General features: G+C 66.8%; 14 protein-coding genes. 9 read left to right on the forward strand and 5 right to left on the reverse strand.

Going from position 1 to position 16,197, the window contains the following annotated elements; genetic code table 11:
• Positions 1–272: 272 nt before the first annotated feature.
• The 3 genes from A7W11_RS05970 to A7W11_RS05980 all read right to left on the reverse strand — a co-directional run bounded on the left by A7W11_RS05970 (position 273) and on the right by A7W11_RS05980 (position 2,069).
• Positions 273–695, reverse strand: coding sequence for a T6SS amidase immunity protein Tai4 family protein (locus A7W11_RS05970; protein ID WP_218188574.1), 423 nt, complete (start codon positions 693–695; stop codon positions 273–275).
• A complete protein-coding gene (locus A7W11_RS05975) occupies positions 692–1,132 on the reverse strand; it encodes a type VI secretion system amidase effector protein Tae4 (RefSeq protein ID WP_235816810.1) in 441 nt (146 codons plus the stop codon). Before A7W11_RS05975 ends, A7W11_RS05970 begins: the two co-directional genes overlap by 4 nt.
• 256 nt (positions 1,133–1,388) lie before the next feature.
• Positions 1,389–2,069: a DUF2242 domain-containing protein gene (locus tag A7W11_RS05980; protein WP_066410014.1), complete on the reverse strand. Its 681-nt coding sequence runs from the start codon at positions 2,067–2,069 to the stop codon at positions 1,389–1,391.
• Between the two features lie 306 nt (positions 2,070–2,375).
• Between A7W11_RS05980 and A7W11_RS05985 the strand changes: the two genes are divergently transcribed.
• The 9 genes from A7W11_RS05985 (at position 2,376) to A7W11_RS06025 (ending at position 13,746) form a co-directional block, all read left to right on the forward strand.
• The gene (locus A7W11_RS05985; RefSeq protein ID WP_066410016.1) at positions 2,376–4,856 is read left to right on the forward strand and encodes a penicillin acylase family protein; all 2,481 of its coding nucleotides are present in this window, start codon (positions 2,376–2,378) and stop codon (positions 4,854–4,856) included.
• 608 nt (positions 4,857–5,464) lie between these two features.
• Entirely contained in the window at positions 5,465–6,589 is a 1,125-nt protein-coding gene (locus A7W11_RS05990) for a SpoIIE family protein phosphatase (protein WP_218188575.1), read from the forward strand.
• Between the two features lie 5 nt (positions 6,590–6,594).
• Complete coding sequence (locus A7W11_RS05995; protein ID WP_156523010.1) at positions 6,595–7,158, forward strand: SiaB family protein kinase; 564 nt, start codon at positions 6,595–6,597, stop codon at positions 7,156–7,158.
• A gap of 20 nt (positions 7,159–7,178) precedes the next feature.
• Entirely contained in the window at positions 7,179–7,568 is a 390-nt protein-coding gene (locus A7W11_RS06000) for a DUF1987 domain-containing protein (RefSeq protein ID WP_066129023.1), read from the forward strand.
• An 8-nt stretch (positions 7,569–7,576) separates the two neighbouring features.
• On the forward strand, positions 7,577–8,344 hold the full coding sequence (locus tag A7W11_RS06005; RefSeq protein ID WP_066410020.1) for a GGDEF domain-containing protein: 768 nt from the start codon (positions 7,577–7,579) through the stop codon (positions 8,342–8,344).
• 221 nt (positions 8,345–8,565) lie between these two features.
• Complete coding sequence (locus A7W11_RS06010) at positions 8,566–9,729, forward strand: HlyD family secretion protein (protein ID WP_082887117.1); 1,164 nt, start codon at positions 8,566–8,568, stop codon at positions 9,727–9,729.
• A gap of 88 nt (positions 9,730–9,817) precedes the next feature.
• Positions 9,818–11,407, forward strand: coding sequence for a DHA2 family efflux MFS transporter permease subunit (locus A7W11_RS06015; protein WP_066410024.1), 1,590 nt, complete (start codon positions 9,818–9,820; stop codon positions 11,405–11,407).
• Positions 11,408–11,419: 12 nt separating this feature from the next.
• Complete coding sequence (locus A7W11_RS06020; RefSeq protein ID WP_066410026.1) at positions 11,420–13,096, forward strand: efflux transporter outer membrane subunit; 1,677 nt, start codon at positions 11,420–11,422, stop codon at positions 13,094–13,096.
• Positions 13,093–13,746: a TetR/AcrR family transcriptional regulator gene (locus A7W11_RS06025; RefSeq protein WP_066410030.1), complete on the forward strand. Its 654-nt coding sequence runs from the start codon at positions 13,093–13,095 to the stop codon at positions 13,744–13,746. Before A7W11_RS06020 ends, A7W11_RS06025 begins: the two co-directional genes overlap by 4 nt.
• Positions 13,747–13,900: 154 nt before the next feature.
• Here A7W11_RS06025 and A7W11_RS06030 read toward each other — a convergent pair whose 3' ends face one another.
• Positions 13,901–14,905 (reverse strand): Bug family tripartite tricarboxylate transporter substrate binding protein, encoded by a 1,005-nt coding sequence (locus A7W11_RS06030; RefSeq protein WP_066410032.1) that lies wholly within the window; start codon positions 14,903–14,905, stop codon positions 13,901–13,903.
• A gap of 21 nt (positions 14,906–14,926) precedes the next feature.
• Positions 14,927–15,979, reverse strand: a complete 1,053-nt coding sequence (locus A7W11_RS06035; RefSeq protein WP_235816811.1) for a Bug family tripartite tricarboxylate transporter substrate binding protein — start codon at positions 15,977–15,979, stop codon at positions 14,927–14,929.
• Between the last annotated feature and the right edge of the window lie 218 nt (positions 15,980–16,197).

The following is a 16,197-nucleotide window of genomic DNA, read 5'->3' on the forward strand; positions in this document are numbered from 1 at the left end:
TGCGGCGCATGCCGACGGGAACGATGCGGTGTCGCCATCCGGTCCTGCAAACGGTTCTTACCCATCAGCGTGTGGGTTGACGACCGACGTGGATCACGGGTGCGAGTCCTCTGTGAGGGTTGGGGCCCGTGACGGCCAATTGGAGAGAGGGAAGCCCCGCGTAGCGGGGCCGAGGGCGCCTGATGGCGCGCCCGAGCCGAACGACTTGGCCGGCGCGGGCCCCAACCCTCACAGAGGGCGTCTTAAGAACCAACAACCGTCCCACCAAGCGCTTATTTCCGCTTGGCCAACGACCCCGCCAATCTGTCCAGTTCCTTGCTGTGGAACAGGTCGATGCACTTCATCGTGTTGAACTCGCTGTCCACCGACCCACCGTACTTGCGTCCGGCAAACGACTGGGCCAGGGTCCGCAACTTGTCGTAGTCCTCGACCGTCTGATGGCCGAATTCCAGGTAGGCGCTGGCGGTCTTGTTCGCGTCGTCGCGCTCCTCGGGATGCTTGGCCACCGTGGCCAGGCACACGCTCAGCGCCCAATTCTTCAGCAGCGTCTTCTGCGAGTACGTGTCGATCAGCGGTTGGTCGGCCTTCGGCGTATCCGCTGCGTGGACGGGCACCATCGCCAGCATCGCGCCTGCGCCGGCCACCGACAGCGCGGCCTTCAGCAGGGCGGTCCTGCCCGGAAGAAAGGTCTTCATTGCAATTTCCAGATGGCGGCGGTGTCGGGCGTGAACGTGCCGTTTTCCGGGTCGTACAGGAAATGGCAGGTGTCCGAGCACGAGGTGCCGTTCCACAGCGTGACGTGGCCGCGCGCGTTGTTCCAGCCGTGCCCGCGCACCACGACAATGCCCTTCATGCCCGAGAAATCCGACGGGCGGGGCGACTTGACGGTCAGGTCGGGCTTGCCGAACGTGCGTTCCAGGTACGACATCATGTCGTTGACGCGGTACATGTACTGGCGATGATCCGCGCCGCTGACCGTGGCATAGGAACGGTTGCGGGGGATGGGGAATCCGGTGACGTTCAGCACGTAGCTCATGCGGATGGGGCAGGCATTCTCGAAGCCGCCCGTGGTCATCTCGGTGTTCACCTTGACCTGCCCGCCGATCTTCTGTCCTACCTGTCTCACGGACATGTTCACTTCCGTGAAGGCATTCCACGCACTATTGAATGAAGGTCTTCTGCCAGCCATGTCGACTCAATGTTTGAGGGAGGAAGGGCGCGATGGCGAACATCCCCACGGGCTACGGCTCGATGCCGTCTCGGTCTGTTGCCAGTGCGAGTACGCGTCGCATGGTAGCAGCGGAAAAAGCACGCCGGGCCGATTGCACGGCCTCGAAACACACCTCTACATCCGAACACATTGACGGGGTGTTTGCGTCAGTTTCCGTTCAGTTGGCGCCCGACGGCCTGGCCGGTGGCGTGACTCCCGTATTTGCGGGAGAAAGCGAGGTCGAGCCCGCCGCATCGCCCGCCTGCGCGCCCTGCGCCGGATTCGCGGCGGGTTGCTGCTGTGTGGTGGCCTGCGCCGCGGGGACCTCCTGCGCCTGCGGCAGGTAGTGTTGCAGCAGATCGAAGAAGCCGCCGTAGAAGGCTTCGCGCGTCACCGTCAGGCTGCTGGTCTTGACCAGCGAGTCGTCGCTGGAGCCGACGGGCAACGACACGGCCCCCAGCACGCTGACGCCCACGCTGGCCGAACTGGCGCTCTTCTTCATCGAGAAGTCGTCCTGCACCGCGTTGGCGAACACCAGCGAGTGCTTGCCGTCGCCGCCCTCGGCGGTGCAGTTGATGGTGACGGTGATCTGGGTATTGGCCTTGTCCTCGTCCTGGAAGTTCTTGTGGCCGGCCACCGTATCGGTCTGCGCCTTGTCGATGTTGTAGCCCTGGCTCAGCAGGGCGCGGCGGCCGGCATCGCAGGCGCGTCCGGGCGGCGCTTCGTACTTGCGCGAGAACGTGTTGGTGGTGCTCTGCGCGAAGTTCTCCTGTTCGTAGGCCGCCTTTGGCGACGAGCAGCCGGCCAGTACGGCGAGCGCGGCGGCGCAGGGCAGGGCGACGAAAGAGGCTTTGTTCATGAGCATCCTGGCGGCGGGATAAAAAGCCAGTATCGATCAGCCGGACGCCCGCGACGTGCTTCGATCCGTGTACGCGGCAATAGCTTTGTAACCGCGCGATGACGCCCGCCCCGGCCGCTTTGCGCACCGCGGCGACGCGCATCAACACATTTGTAACCCCTGGGGAAACAACCGCTCGCGGGCAAAACGCGTAGTGTCATCCGTGGCGGAAATGGACGCGGCACGTCATACCTACAAGCTTCATGCCGCGCCCCGCGCCATACCGGCGGCACGGGCCCGCCGGGACACCTCGGAGGGAGAAAGAGCATGCATGCACTGAAGCGGTACGCCGGCGTCTGCCTGGCGGCGGGTCTTGTTGCGTTCCTGGGGGGCTGCGCCACCCGCGGCGGCGAGCAGGCCGCCATCGACATGCCCGGGCTGACGCAGCCCGTGGAGATCCTGCGCGACAAGCATGGCGTGTCGCACATCTACGCCCAGAACGAACACGACCTGTTCTACGCCCAGGGCTTCGCCGCCGCGCGCGACCGCCTGTGGCAGCTCGACCTGTGGCGCCGCCAGGGCGAGGGCAAGATGGCCGAGCAGTTCGGTCCGCGCTTCGTCGAACAGGACCGCGCCGCGCGCATGTTCCTTTACCGCGGCGACCTGGAAGCCGAATTCGCCAGTTATCACCCGCGCGGCAAGGCCATCCTGACCTCGTTCGCCGACGGCATCAATGCCTACGTCGATTGGGTGCGCGCGCATCCCGACCAGATGCCCGAGGAGTTCCGCCTGACGGGCACGCAGCCCGGCTACTGGAGCCCGACCACCTCGCTGATCCGCCTGTTCGGCCTGACCCGCAACGTCAAGGACGAGGTGAAGCTGGCGCAGCAGGTCGCCACGGTGGGCGTGAACGCCGTGCAATCGCTCAGGGTGTTCGAGCCGCCCATTGCGCTGCAGGTGCCGGCCGGCCTGGACGTGCGCCCGATCAACAGGAACGTGCTGGCCAGCTACAACCTGGCCCGCGATGGCCAGGCTTTCACCGCCGCCGACTTCCCGAACAGCCCGCTGGGCATGGCCGAGCGCGCCAAGCTTGCGGAAACGCTGTCGTCCACCCGCATGGCGGCGCTGGATCCGCAGTTCGATCCGACCGCGCCGCGCTACGAAAGCAACAACTGGGTGCTGTCGGGCCAGCGCACGGCCACCGGCAAGCCCATCCTGGCGGGCGATCCGCACCGCTCGATCACCATGCCCTCGCTGCGCTACATGGTGCACCTGAACGCGCCGGGCTGGAACATCATCGGCGCGGGCGAGCCGTCGCTGCCTGGCGTGTCGATGGGCCACAACGACCGCATCGCCTTCGGCCTGACGATCTTCGCCTTCGCCGACGAGGAAGACCTGTATGTCTACGACACCAACCCCGCCAATCCCAACCAGTACCGCTACCGTGGGGCCTGGGAGGACATGCGCGGCGTGAACGAGTCCATCGCGGTGCGTGGCCAGGCCGGCGTCCAGGCGCAGGTCAAGTTCACGCGCCACGGGCCGGTCATCCATGAAGATCCGGTCAATCGCAAGGCGTATGCGCTGCGCGCCGCGTACCTGGAGTTTCCGGGCACGGCCGCCTATCTGGCCAGCCTGCGCCTGAACCAGGCGCAGAACTGGAACGAGTTCGTGGCCGGCATGCAGCGCCACTACACGCCCAGCGAGAACATGGTCTATGCCGACGTGGACGGCAACATCGGCTGGTTCGGCGGCAGCATCGCGCCGATCCGTCCGCGCCAGGACTGGTCCGGCATGCTGCCCGTGCCGGGCGACGGCACCTTCGAGTGGAACGGCTTCCTGAACCCGACCGCCTTGCCGAGCATCCACAATCCGGCCGAGGGCTACATCGCCACCGCCAACGCGTACAACCTGCCCAACGACTTTCCCTACAAGGAAATGTCGGGCCGTTCGTGGGCCGATCCGTATCGCGTGCTGCGCATCCGCGAGGTGCTCAGCGGCGCGCAGGGCGCGACGGTGCAGAGCTCGCAACAACTGCAGTACGACAACCTGTCGCTGCCGGCGCGCAAGATGGCGGAGTACGCACGCGGCCTGAACGTCGCCGATCCGCGCGTGGCCGACGGTCTGGGCCTGCTGAAGGACTGGGACGGTCGCGTGGATGCCGATTCCAAGGCCGCCACGGTGTACGAGTTCTGGATGCCCGAGGTGGTGGCGCGCGTCAGCGCGCTGTACGTGCCGGCCAACGGCCGCGAGATCATGGGGCCGCTGGCCACGGTGAAGGTGATGGAGAAGCTGGCCAGCCCGGATCCCGCGTTCGGCGCCCGGCCGCAGGAGGGCCGTGATGCGTTGCTGCTGGCCGCCCTGGCAGATGGCATGGCCAAGCTGCGCGCCAAGGTCGGCAACGACCAGGCGCAGTGGGAGTGGGGCAACCTGCATCACATCCAGTTCGAGCATTCGCTGTCGCCGCTGCTCGATCCGCAGACCGCCCAGGCGTTCAGCACGCCGCGCTATCCGGTGGGCGGCGACAACGACACCGTGCACCGCGGCACCTTCCGCAAGTCCGACTTCCGGCAGATCAGCGGCTCGTCGTACCGCCAGGTGATCGACGTGGCCAACTGGGACAACTCGATGATGCAGAACGTGCCCGGCCAGTCCGCCGACCCGCGCAGCCCGCACTACAAGGACCTGCTCAAGGGCTGGGCGACGGGCGAATACTTCCCGATGGCGTTCAGCCGGGCCAAGGTCGAGAGCGAGACCGGCGATACGTTGCTGTTGCGTCCGGCGGGCGGCGGCGCTGTGGCGCCGCGCTGACGGCGGGGCGGGGCGGGGCGGGGCGGCGGCTGGCGCCGTCTCGCTTTCTGCTGGAGGAGAGGGCGGGGCTGGCGTGTGCGCCCGCCCTCGTTACATTTGCAGGTCCGCCGCCGTCCCAGCCATCGATACGGGAATAATCGCGAAATTCTCGATATTGGACTTGCGGACAGGTGGCAGCCCAGAGCCTGGCCGGTATAATTCCGGCCGGGCAGGTACGGGTTTTTGCGGCCAGGCACAGCGGGGCGCCAGGCGCACGGGCGGAAGCGGCAACACGGACGATAAGAGACCCGCCTGCGGTCCCGATCGCTATCGATCTCGCCACTTTCGAACAAATTGGGGTGATTTTGTCCTAAATCTCAAGATTTAGGTGCTAAATCATGTATCCGGCACCTGCGTAGATGTATCATTCAGTAGCCAAAACCCATCGCCTGTCACATGGCCTAAATATCGAGGACTTAGCATCCAGCGTAATTCAGCCGGATGATCAGGGTATGCACGCAGCGCTTTCACCTTTCCGTCGTCCCGACACGCCGGGAGACCATCGCTGCGCAGGCGATCTGTCCCAGGAAATGCCCACCATCGACGTGTCGGGCACCAACTCCATGGTCATGGAGATCTTCTCGTCTCGCCGCGACATGACCAGTCTCGCCGTGGTCGAAGGCGAGCGGCCCATCGGGCTGATCAATCGCAGCATCTTCATGTCGCAGATGAGCAAGCCGTTCCATCGCGAGCTCTACGACAAGAAGAGCTGCATCGCCTTCATGGACAAGGAACCCCTCATCGTCGACGCCAACATGAGCATCGAGCAACTCACCTTCAAGACGGTCGAGTTCGGTGAGAAGGCGTTGGCGGACGGTTTCATCATCACGCGCGACGGCCGCTTCGATGGCCTGGGCCTCGGCCTGCAACTGATGAGCGCGGTGGCCTCGATGCAGGCGGAAAAGAACCGCCAGATCATGCAGAGCATCGAGTACGCCAGCGTGATCCAGCGCGCCATGCTGCGCGTCTCGCGCGAGGCGCTGGCCGGCACGCTGCACGACGCCACCCTGCTCTGGGAGCCGCGCGACGTGGTCGGCGGCGATTTCTACCATTTCGCGGCGCATCAAGACGGCTGGTTCGGGGCGGTGGCCGATTGCACCGGCCACGGCGTGCCGGGCGCCTTCATGACGCTGATCGCCTCGTCGGCGCTGTCCAAGGCGCTCGAGCAACTGGGGCCGCGCGAGCCCGCCGCCTTGCTGTCCGCGGTCAACCGCAGCGTCAAGGGCCTGCTGGGTCAGGTCCACGGCGAGGACGAAACGCCGGAATCCGACGACGGCCTGGATGCGGCCTTCTTCTGGTTCGACACTTCGCGCCACGAACTGCGCTTCGCGGGCGCCCGTATCGCCGTGCACATCCTGCGTCCCGGCGCCGAGAAATTCGAGTCGCTGGCGGGCCAGCGCATGGGCGTGGGCTACGTGGACAGCCACGAAGACTACGTCTGGAACGAGACCCGCGTCGAGCTGCCTCCGGGCAGCCTGATGTTCATTACCACCGATGGCCTGACCGACCAGATCGGCGGCCCTCGCAAGATTGCTTTCGGCAAGCGGCGCGCCTGCGAGGCGATCCTTGCCCACCGTGACGAATCCGCCATCGCCATCGGCGAGAAGCTGAAGCAGGCCCTCGCGCAGTGGCAGGGCGTGCAGACCCGTCGCGACGACGTCACCCTATTTTGTGCCCGCATTCAGGAACATTGATGACCATCGATCATCTGCTAGGCCAGGACAGTGCATTCTTCGAGCTGGCCCAGCGTCGCAATGTGATTTTCTATCACAAGGGCTATTTTTCACACAGCATCATCGCGGCGATGTCCGAGGTGGTGAAGCTGCAGCTCGAAGTGTCGGGCGTCAGCGGCCCGACCCGGCGCAAGCTGTTCTCGTCGTTCGTCGAACTGTCGCAGAACATCATCCATTACTCGTCCGATGCGCTGCTGCCCGGCGGCCCCGACAGCGGTGCGCTGCGCGAGGGCGCGGTGTGCATCACCGCCGACGGCGAGCGGTACCTGATGCTGTGCGTCAATCCGATCTCCACCGCGGGTGTCGCGGGGCTGCGCGACAAGCTCGAGCCGCTGCGCACCATGTCGCTGGAGCAGATCAAGCAGGCATACAAGGTATCATTGCGTGCCGAGACCCCCGAAGACAGCAAAGGGGCGGGACTGGGGTTCCTGACGATGGCGCGTGACGCCAGCGCACCCCTCGAATTCGCCTTCCATCCGCGTGCCGACGATTCCGGCACGACGCTGTTCTGCCTGAAAGCCATCATCTAAGCAAGTCGACGACCCGAGCCATGGACAATCTGTATATCGCCGCTACGGCAACGTCTCCCGAAGTCGATTTCCGCTTCGACCAACACCAGCTGTCGCTGAAGGGCGAGTCGTATCCCGAGAACGCCGCCGCCTTCTACACGCCCATCATCGAGCAACTGCGCGCCTACCTGGCCGGCTGCGATGGCGCGACGATCACCGCCGACGTGGCGCTGGCCTATTTCAACAGTTCCAGCACCAAGATGCTGTTCAGCATCTTCGACGCGCTGGACGAAGCCGCGCAATCCGGCAACCGCGTGAAGCTCAACTGGTACCGCGACGACGAGGACGAGACCATCCTCGAGTTCGGCGAAGAGTTGCAGGCCGACTTCCAGGCCATCGAGTTCACCGACTGCCCGGTTTCCGCACGATAAGGATATCGATGCCAGCTTCTGGTTCTTCCCAGGATGCCGCTACGAGCGGCGCACCGGATCTCTTCAAGAGCGAAAACGACGCGCTCGACAAAGCCCGCTCGGCTTTCGACAATCAAGATGCCAGCGGGCAGGAGTACCGGCAGTCGCTGGGCGAGTTGATCGGGCACTTCGAACGCCTGATGCGCGAAACCCGGCGGCTCATCGGCCGCAGCGACCGTGCCGAACGCGAGATGAACGCGCTGAACATCCAGTTGCAGACCCTGGCCCAGCAGCTCGAGTATCGCGCCACGCACGATGCCCTGACGGGCGTGTTCAACCGCAGCGCGGTCATCGAACTGGCCACCAAGGCCCTGGCCGAGGGTGACTCGGTCATGGTCGTGCTGGACATCGACTACTTCAAGCGCATCAACGACGAGTTCGGCCATCCCGCGGGTGACTCGGTCATCCTCGGTATCGTCACGTGCCTGCGCCGCATCGTCGGCGACGAGGGCATCATCGGCCGCGTCGGCGGCGAAGAGTTCACGGTGGTGCTGCCGGGCTATCAGTTGCAGCAGGCGGTCGAACTGGCCGAGGCCATGCGCGCCGCCATCGCCGAACATCGCTTCGAGCCCCCGGTCGATCGCCAGATCACCGCCAGCTTCGGCCTGAGCGCCAACGCGGGCGGAACCGATTTCGATGCCGCCTACGGCCTGGCCGATGAAGCGCTTTACGCCGCCAAGCGCAAGGGGCGCAACTGCGTCGAGATCGCCCAGCCGCTGTCCGGCGCCGTCACCTGAGATACGCCATACCCTCCGGCCGGTTTCCCTTGATGGGGCCGCGCCGGTCGTCTTGCTTCCCCGGTTTTTCGCAGTCTCGCCTGAGCGGGCGCGTCGTGGCCGCCGCCGTGCGTGCTTAGGGTTCTTGTAAGCGCATCAAAACTAGACTGAACGTCTCAGTTCAATTTTGGTGAGCCGCAATGCCCACGGAAAGCGCAGGCCCTGCATCCGAATCCCGCCCCATGTCATCGGGGCAAGCCACGAGCGGGCAGGGGCCGTCCAAGCCCGCGTCCGACCCGACTCGCGAGTCCGGCCCGGCGGCGCACGGGGACGCCCAGCAGGGCGACGGTGCTCCGGCCGGGCCGCCCAAGCGGCCTGGCAGGAAACCGCTGTTCATCCTGATCGCCGTGGTGCTGGTGATTGCATTGGTCGCGCTGGTGTGGTGGTTCCTGACCCGCAACCAGGAGTCGACCGACGACGCCTTCACCGAAGGCGATACCGTCAGCATGGCGGCCCAGGTCGGCGGCTACGTGCAGGAACTGCGGGTGCAGGACAATGCCTACGTGCACAAGGGCGATCTGCTGGTGCGCATCGACCCGCGCGACTACGGCACCCGGCGCGACAGCGCGCGTGCCCAGCAAGGCCTGGCCGCCGCGCAGTACGAGCAGGCCAAGGTGCAACTGGCGCTGGCGCAGACCCAGTATCCCGCGCAGTTGGAACAGGCCCGCGCGCAAGAGGCGCAGGCGCAGGCGGCGCTCAGGCGCGCGCAGCAATCGTACCAGCGCCAGCGCCGCGTCGATGCGCGCGCCACCACGCAGGAAAGCATCGACGCCGCCAACGCGCAACTGCGCGATGCGCAGGCGGCGGTGCAGTCGGCCCAGGCGCAGGTACGCATCGCCTCGCAGTCGCAGTTGCAGATCGACCAGGCACGCACGGTGGTCGAGCAGCGCGCCCGGCAACTGGACCAGGCGCGCGCGCAGACCGCGCAGGCCGAGCTGGATCTGTCGCGCACCGAACTGCGCGCCCCCGAAGACGGCTGGGTGACGCGCCGCAACGTGCAACTGGGCACGCTCGTGCAGCCTGGCTCGGCGCTGTTCTCGCTGGTCACACCACAGCGCTGGATCCAGGCCAACTTCAAGGAATCGCAGCTGGCGCGCATGAATCCCGGCGATAAGGTCGAGATCGCCATCGATGCCTATCCCGATCTGCAGCTATCGGGCCATGTGCAGAGCATCCAGCAGGGCACGGGATCGCGCTTCTCGGCATTTCCCGCCGAGAATGCCACCGGCAATTTTGTGAAGATCGTGCAGCGTGTGCCGGTGAAGATCGTGATCGACAGCGGCTGGGACCCCAAGCAGCCGCTGCCGCTGGGCCTGTCGGTCGTGCCCACGGTGACGGTGCAGTGATCATGAACCCGTACGCCAGTCAGTCCCGCAGGAGCGCGCCGCATGGCGCGAGGCGGTGGATCGCCGCGCGCGGCGCCGAGGAGGGCGCATGACCCGGGCCGCGGGCGCCGTCCATGGCCAGCTCGGCTGGACGCCGCGCGCCAATCCCTGGGCGGTGGCCATCATCGTCACGCTGGCGGCCTTCATGGAGGTGCTGGATACCACCATTGTCAACGTGGCGCTGCCGCACATCGCCGGCACCATGTCGGCCAGCTACGACGAGTCGACCTGGGCCCTGACCTCGTATCTGGTCGCCAACAGCATCGTGCTGCCTATCTCGGCCTTTCTGGGCCGCCTGATGGGCCGCAAGCGCTATTTCCTGTTGTGCATCGTGATGTTCACGGTGTGCTCGCTGCTGTGCGGTATCGCTACCGAATTGTGGCAGCTGATTCTGTTCCGGCTGCTGCAGGGCTTCTTCGGCGGTGGGCTGCAGCCCAACCAACAGGCGATTCTGCTCGACTACTTTCCGCCCGAGGACCGCGGCAAGGCCTTCTCGGTGTCGGCGATCGCCATCATCGTGGCTCCCATCTTCGGGCCGACGCTGGGCGGCTGGATCACCGATACGTTCTCCTGGCGCTGGGTGTTCCTGATCAACGTGCCGGTGGGCGTGCTCACCACGCTGGCGGTGATGCAGTTCCTGGAAGATCCCCCCTGGGAGAAGCGGGCCGAGCGCGGCTCGCTGCGCATCGACTACATCGGCATCGGCCTGATCGCGCTGGGGCTGGGCTGCCTGGAGGTGACGCTGGATCGTGGCGAGAACCTGGACTGGCTGTCGTCCAACGTGATCCGCGTCTCGGCGGTGATGGCGGCGGTCGGCCTGGTGGGCGCGGTGTACTGGCTGCTGTACGCGAAGCGGCCGGTGGTCGACCTGCGGGCGCTCCGGGACAAGAACTTCGCGCTGGCCTGCGCCTGCATCTTCGGCTTTGCCACGGTGCTGTACGGCAGTGCGGTGCTGATTCCGCAACTGGCCCAGCAGCAGTTAGGCTACACGGCCATGTGGGCCGGGCTGGTGCTGACGCCGGGCGCGGCCATCATCATCTTCGTCATTCCCGTCATCAGCAAGATCATGCCGCACGTGCAGACCCGCTTTCTGGTGGCGTTCGGCTTTCTGTTGCTGGGGCTGTCGATGGTGTATTCGCACGGCATCGCGCCGAACATCGATTACCGCACGCTGGCGACCATGCGCGCCACGCAGTCGCTGGGCATTGCCTTGCTGTTCGTGCCGGTGACCACGCTGGCCTACGTCACCTTGCCCAAGCACCTGAACGGCGATGGCACGGCCTTGTTCACCATGTTCCGCAACATCGCGGGCTCGGTGGGCATCGCCATGTCGTCCGCCTTGCTGCGCGATCGGTCGCAGGTGCGCCAGGCCTATCTGTCCGAGCACCTGTCGCCGTATGACCCATCGTTCCAGGAGACCTTGCAACGCATGGCACGGTCTATCCAGGACTATGCCCATGTGACGGGCGACGCGACGCAGGCGGCGGCCGCGCAGCTCTACCGCACGCTGATCAACCAGGCCACGTTCCAGGCCTACCAGGACATCTTCGCGTATTGCGCGATCCTGGCGTTCTGTTTCGTGCCGCTGACGCTGCTGTTTTCCAAGGTGAAGAGTTCGGGCGGCGCGCCCGGACATTGAGCGACCACGACCATGATCCTATCCAGCTCGATTCCGTTTCGCGGGGCCGCCGTCGGCCTGGCCATCACCGGCCTGGCCGTGTCGCTGGCCGCTTGCACGGTCGGCCCCGATTTCCAGGCGCCCGACCCGCAGGCCCCCGAACAGTACAACGATGCAAGGCGATCAGCGGTCGACGGCAGCGCCGCCGCGTCGCGTGTCACCATGCAATCCGAACCCGATCCGCACTGGTGGCGGGCCTTCAATGATCCGGTGCTCGACAGCCTGATCGAGCGCGCCGTGGCCAGCAATCTGACGCTGCGCATGGCGGTGCTGCGCATCGCCCAGGGCCGGGCACAGACGCAGATCACCTCGGCCGCCGGCTTGCCCAGCATCAGCGCCACGGCCAGCTACAACCGGCAGTTGCTGGGCCTGAAGGGCCTGCTCGAATCGCAGGATGGCAGCGGCAAGATCAAGCAGGCCGTGGGCGATGAGAATGCCGACAAGGTGGATGGCGCGCTGGATTCGCTGAACCGGCCGGTGGGCCTGTTCCAGGTGGGTTTCGACGCGTCCTGGGAGCTGGATCTGTTCGGCCGCGTGCGCCGTGCCGCCGAGGCCAGCGAGGCGCAGACCCAGCAGGCCATCGAAAGCCGCAACGATGCCCTGGTCAGCCTGCAGGCCGAGGTGGCGCAGACCTATGCGCAACTGCGCGGCGCGCAGGCGCAGCGCCAGGTGCTGGACGCCCAATTGGACAGCGCACGCCAGACCCTGGACCTGACGCGCAGCCGCCAGCAGTCCGGCCTGACCAGCGAGATGGACGTGGCCAACCAGGCGGGGCAGGTCGCGCAGCTGGAATCGCAACTGCCGGTCACCGAGGTGCAGGCCCAGCAGGCCCGCAACGGCCTGGCGGTGCTGCTGGGCCTGCCGCCCGGCGCGCTGGACCAGGAGCTGGCCGCGCCCGCGGCGGTGCCCGCCGTGCCTCCCGAGGTACCGGTGGGGTTGCCGGCGTCACTGGCGCGACGCCGTCCCGACGTGCGCCAGGCCGAAGCGACCTTGCATGCGGCCACCGCGCAGATCGGCGCATCCATGGCGCAGATGTTCCCCGACATCTCGCTGTCGGGCCAGTTCGGCAGCCGGGCGACCGATGCGGATTATCTGGGCCGTTGGGCCAGCCGCTTCTGGTCGGTCGGGCCGAGCGTGTCGCTGCCGCTATTCCAGGGCGGCCGGCTGGTCGCCAACGTGCGCCTGGCGCGCGCGCAGCAGGCGGAAGCCGCGCTGAATTATCGGCAGACCGTGTTGGACGCGTTGCGTGATGTGGAAAACGCGTTGGTGGCCTATCGCCGCGACCAGGCGCAACGCGAGGCCCTGCAGCGCGCCGTGAGCGAGGCCGAGCGCGCGCACGGGCTGGCCCTGGATGCCTATCGCGGCGGACTGGGCAGTTTCCTGGACGTGCTGTCCGCCGAGACGCGCGCGCAGCAGGCGCGGCAGTCCTGGGTGCGGTCCAACCTGCAGGTCACCACGGATCTGGTGGCGGTCTACAAGGCGCTGGGCGGCGGCTGGCAGGACGATGCCTCGGCCCAGGCCGCGCTGCCCCCGGTAGGCACCGTGGGCAATGCGGGGCAGGGTGCGCCACAACCCGAAACCCCGCGCACGCAGGCGCGGCAGGCGGATCTGCGGCAGACGGCCGCGCCACCCGCCGGAGCGCGGCCATGACGGACGCGAACCTGCCGCCGGATGCCGCGCCGCCGGGCACCGCCATGGCGGGCCGCAAGCAGGGACAGGTGATCGCCGCCGCCCGCGGACTGTTCCTGGCGCAGGGCTTCGAGGCCACGACAATGAACATGATTGCGACCCACGCCGACGTGTCCAAGGCCACGCTGTACGCCTACTATCCTGCCAAGGAACAGGTGTTTCTGGCGGTGATCCTGGATGAAAAGCAACGGCTGCATCAGGTGCTGGCCGACATCGGCCGCGATCCTGCCATGTCCTGCCGGCAGAAACTGCTGCAGTTCGGTCGCACCGCCATCTGCGGCTACACGACCTCGGAGCATATCGCCTTCTTTCGCACCGTCATCGCCGCGACCCTGCGCTTTCCCGAGATCGGCCGCGCGATCGAGCGCGACATGCGCGCGCCGTTGCGCGACATGGTGGCGGGCATCGTGGCCGACGGCGTCAAGGCGGGCGAACTGTCTTGCCCCGATCCGCAGGCGGCCAGCCGCATGCTGCTGGCCATGATGCGCGGCGACATGGTGATGACCATGCTGTTCGACAGCGCGGCCGCCGAAGTGCTGCAGGCCGACATGGCGCGGCATGTGCAGGACAGCGTGGACGCGTTCATGCGCGCCTGGCGGCCCGCGATCTAGCTGCGGCTGTTTCGTGCGCAATCCGGATGGGTACTAAGCCGAGGTGGTGTGCCACGGCAAGCGGGCCTGAGACCTTGCCAGGACAGCCTGCCGCCAGACACCGGGCTTGCCGGGAGGCCATCCGGCCCGCCAGCATGGCCTCACCGCGCCCGGATCACTGGATCTGCAACCCGATGGTCTTGCCCAGCTCCTGGTAGAACTTCACCTGCTCGCCGATGAACGTTGCCGTTTCATCGGCCGGCATCACGCGCGGAATCGATCCCAGTCCCTCTACCGAGCTGCGCCACGGCGTGGTCTGCCGCAAGGTGTCCAAAGCCTTTGCCCATGAGGCGCGCACCGGTGCCGGCAAGCCCTTGGGGCCATACAGCGCGCTCCAGCCACTGAGCGCCTCCAACCGTGGCACGCCCGTTTCCCGCGCGGTCGGCGTGTCGGGCAGGTCCTTGAGGCGTTCGGGCGAGGTTGCCACCAGCGCGCGCAGCTTGCCGCCCTTGACCGGACCCACCAGCGAGGTGACGTTGTTGCAGGTGAAATCCACTTCGCCAGCCAGCACCGCCGTGGTCGCATCGGCGCCGCCCTTGTAGGGAATCTCCACCGCGGCCGTGCGCGGCAGCCCTGATGAGGACAGCAGCGCCTGTGCGGCCAGGTTCAGCACGGTGGCCGGGCCAGAAGTGCTGTAGTTCAATTTGCCGGGCCTGGCCTTGATCGCCGCGACCAGGTCGGCCAGGGTGCGGTAGGGCGCGCTCGCGTTCACCACGCAGGCCATGGGGTTCAGTTCCAGCAGGCCCAGGATGGTGAAGTCGTCCCAGCGATAGCCCAGGCCGGGTTGCAGCGCGGGCAGCACGGCCTGCGAGCCCACGCGGGCCAGCAGCAGTGTGTAGCCATCGGCCGTGGCCTCGCGCACGAACTGCGAACCGACCGCGCCATTGGCGCCGCCCTTGTTCACCACCACCAGCGGTTCCTTGTAGACGCCGCGCAGATGCGCGGACAGGTTGCGGGCGGCCATGTCGGCATCGCCGCCGGCGGAGAAGGGTACGACCACGGTGATCGGCCGGGAGGGATAGGCGTCGGCCAGGGCGATGGCCGGACTGGACAGCGGCAGGGCCAGCGCCAGCGCGCGCAGCGCCGGTCGCCGCCATGCCGGGAGGGCGGGGCTGTGCATGGGGACTCTCCGGAGCGCGGCTCAGTTGGCCTTCAGGTTGCGGCGGCTGACCACGGCCTTCCACATGACCGATTCGGTGCTGATGGTCTGCGCCAGCTGCTGCGGCGAACTGGGCGTGGCATTGCTGCCCTGGGCCTCCAGTGCGCGGCGCGTATCGGTATTGGCCAGCGCCTGGTTCACGCCTTGCTGGATCTTGGCCACCACATCCTTGGGCGTGGCGGCGGGCGCCATCAGCGCGAACCATCCCTGCGACTGTAACTTGGGCAAACCGGCCTCGGCGGCGGTCGGCACGTCGGGCAGCATGGGCGAACGGGTGGGACCGGTGACCGCCAGGCCGCGCACCCGGCCGCTGGAGACCAGCGGCGCCAGCGCGGCGATGTTGCCCACCACGAAATCGATATGGCTGGCCATCAGGTCGGCATAGGCGGCGCTTTCGCCCTTGTAGGGTACGTGGATGGCGTTCAGGCCGGCCACGTCCGCCAGTTGCTCTGCGGCCATGTGGGTCTGCGTGCCCACGCCGGCCGAGCCGAAATTGACCTTGCCGGGCCGCTGCTTCACATAGTCGACCAGGCCTTGCAGGTCCTTGATGGGCAGCTTGGGATTGACCGCCACCACCATCGGGCCGGTGGCCACGTTGCTGATCAGCGCGAAGTCCTTCAGGCTGTACGGCAGGCTGGAATAGATGAACGGATTAACAGTGAACATCGACCCCGAGGCCAGCAACAGCGTGTAGCCGTCCGGATCGGCGCGCGCCACGTTCTCGGCGCCGACCAGGCCACCCGCGCCGGGCTTGTTCTCGACCACCACGCTCTGTTTCCAGATGGCACCCAGGCGCTGGCTGACGGCGCGCGCGATGCTGTCGGTAGCGCCGCCCGCGGTAAAGGGCACGATGACGCGCACCGGTTTGTCGGGCCAGTCGGCGGCCAGCACGGGACGGCTGGCCAGACAGGCGCCCGTCATGGCCACGGCCAGTGCAACGCCTTTGATCAGCCACGCGCGCCGGGGCAGGGCGCGCGCAGGATGGGCGGTGGGCGAATCGGAATAGGGGCAGGTACAGCCTGGTGTGCGTTGCATGCTTGTCTCCGTTGATGTTCTATGCGTACGCGCCGCGTCTGTGTGCGGCTGGGAGTGCTGCGCGAATGCGGGAAAGCGGATGGCGTGAATGCGTGGCGGGCGTGTGCCATGTCGCACGGGTGTGCTGTGCGAGGCCCGCCGGGCCGTGTGGGCGGTGCCGCCGCATCTCGTGGCGCGGCGTGCGTGAAAAAGTATTGGTGATTGAACCGGCTTTGCAA

The organism is Bordetella ansorpii, from assembly GCF_900078315.1.
GTDB lineage: Bacteria > Pseudomonadota > Gammaproteobacteria > Burkholderiales > Burkholderiaceae_B > Bordetella > Bordetella ansorpii.

What these genes read in the sequence shown, in the direction of transcription:
- A7W11_RS05970 (WP_218188574.1), bottom strand. Translation starts at nt 695, where the DNA reads ATGAAGACCTTTCTTCCGGGCAGGACCGCCCTGCTGAAGGCCGCGCTG.
- A7W11_RS05975 (WP_235816810.1), bottom strand. Translation starts at nt 1,132, where the DNA reads ATGTCCGTGAGACAGGTAGGACAGAAGATCGGCGGGCAGGTCAAGGTG.
- A7W11_RS05980 (WP_066410014.1), bottom strand. Translation starts at nt 2,069, where the DNA reads ATGAACAAAGCCTCTTTCGTCGCCCTGCCCTGCGCCGCCGCGCTCGCC.
- A7W11_RS05985 (WP_066410016.1), top strand. Translation starts at nt 2,376, where the DNA reads ATGCATGCACTGAAGCGGTACGCCGGCGTCTGCCTGGCGGCGGGTCTT.
- A7W11_RS05990 (WP_218188575.1), top strand. Translation starts at nt 5,465, where the DNA reads ATGGAGATCTTCTCGTCTCGCCGCGACATGACCAGTCTCGCCGTGGTC.
- A7W11_RS06000 (WP_066129023.1), top strand. Translation starts at nt 7,179, where the DNA reads ATGGACAATCTGTATATCGCCGCTACGGCAACGTCTCCCGAAGTCGAT.
- A7W11_RS06005 (WP_066410020.1), top strand. Translation starts at nt 7,577, where the DNA reads ATGCCAGCTTCTGGTTCTTCCCAGGATGCCGCTACGAGCGGCGCACCG.
- A7W11_RS06010 (WP_082887117.1), top strand. Translation starts at nt 8,566, where the DNA reads ATGTCATCGGGGCAAGCCACGAGCGGGCAGGGGCCGTCCAAGCCCGCG.
- A7W11_RS06015 (WP_066410024.1), top strand. Translation starts at nt 9,818, where the DNA reads ATGACCCGGGCCGCGGGCGCCGTCCATGGCCAGCTCGGCTGGACGCCG.
- A7W11_RS06020 (WP_066410026.1), top strand. Translation starts at nt 11,420, where the DNA reads ATGATCCTATCCAGCTCGATTCCGTTTCGCGGGGCCGCCGTCGGCCTG.
- A7W11_RS06025 (WP_066410030.1), top strand. Translation starts at nt 13,093, where the DNA reads ATGACGGACGCGAACCTGCCGCCGGATGCCGCGCCGCCGGGCACCGCC.
- A7W11_RS06030 (WP_066410032.1), bottom strand. Translation starts at nt 14,905, where the DNA reads ATGCACAGCCCCGCCCTCCCGGCATGGCGGCGACCGGCGCTGCGCGCG.
- A7W11_RS06035 (WP_235816811.1), bottom strand. Translation starts at nt 15,979, where the DNA reads ATGCAACGCACACCAGGCTGTACCTGCCCCTATTCCGATTCGCCCACC.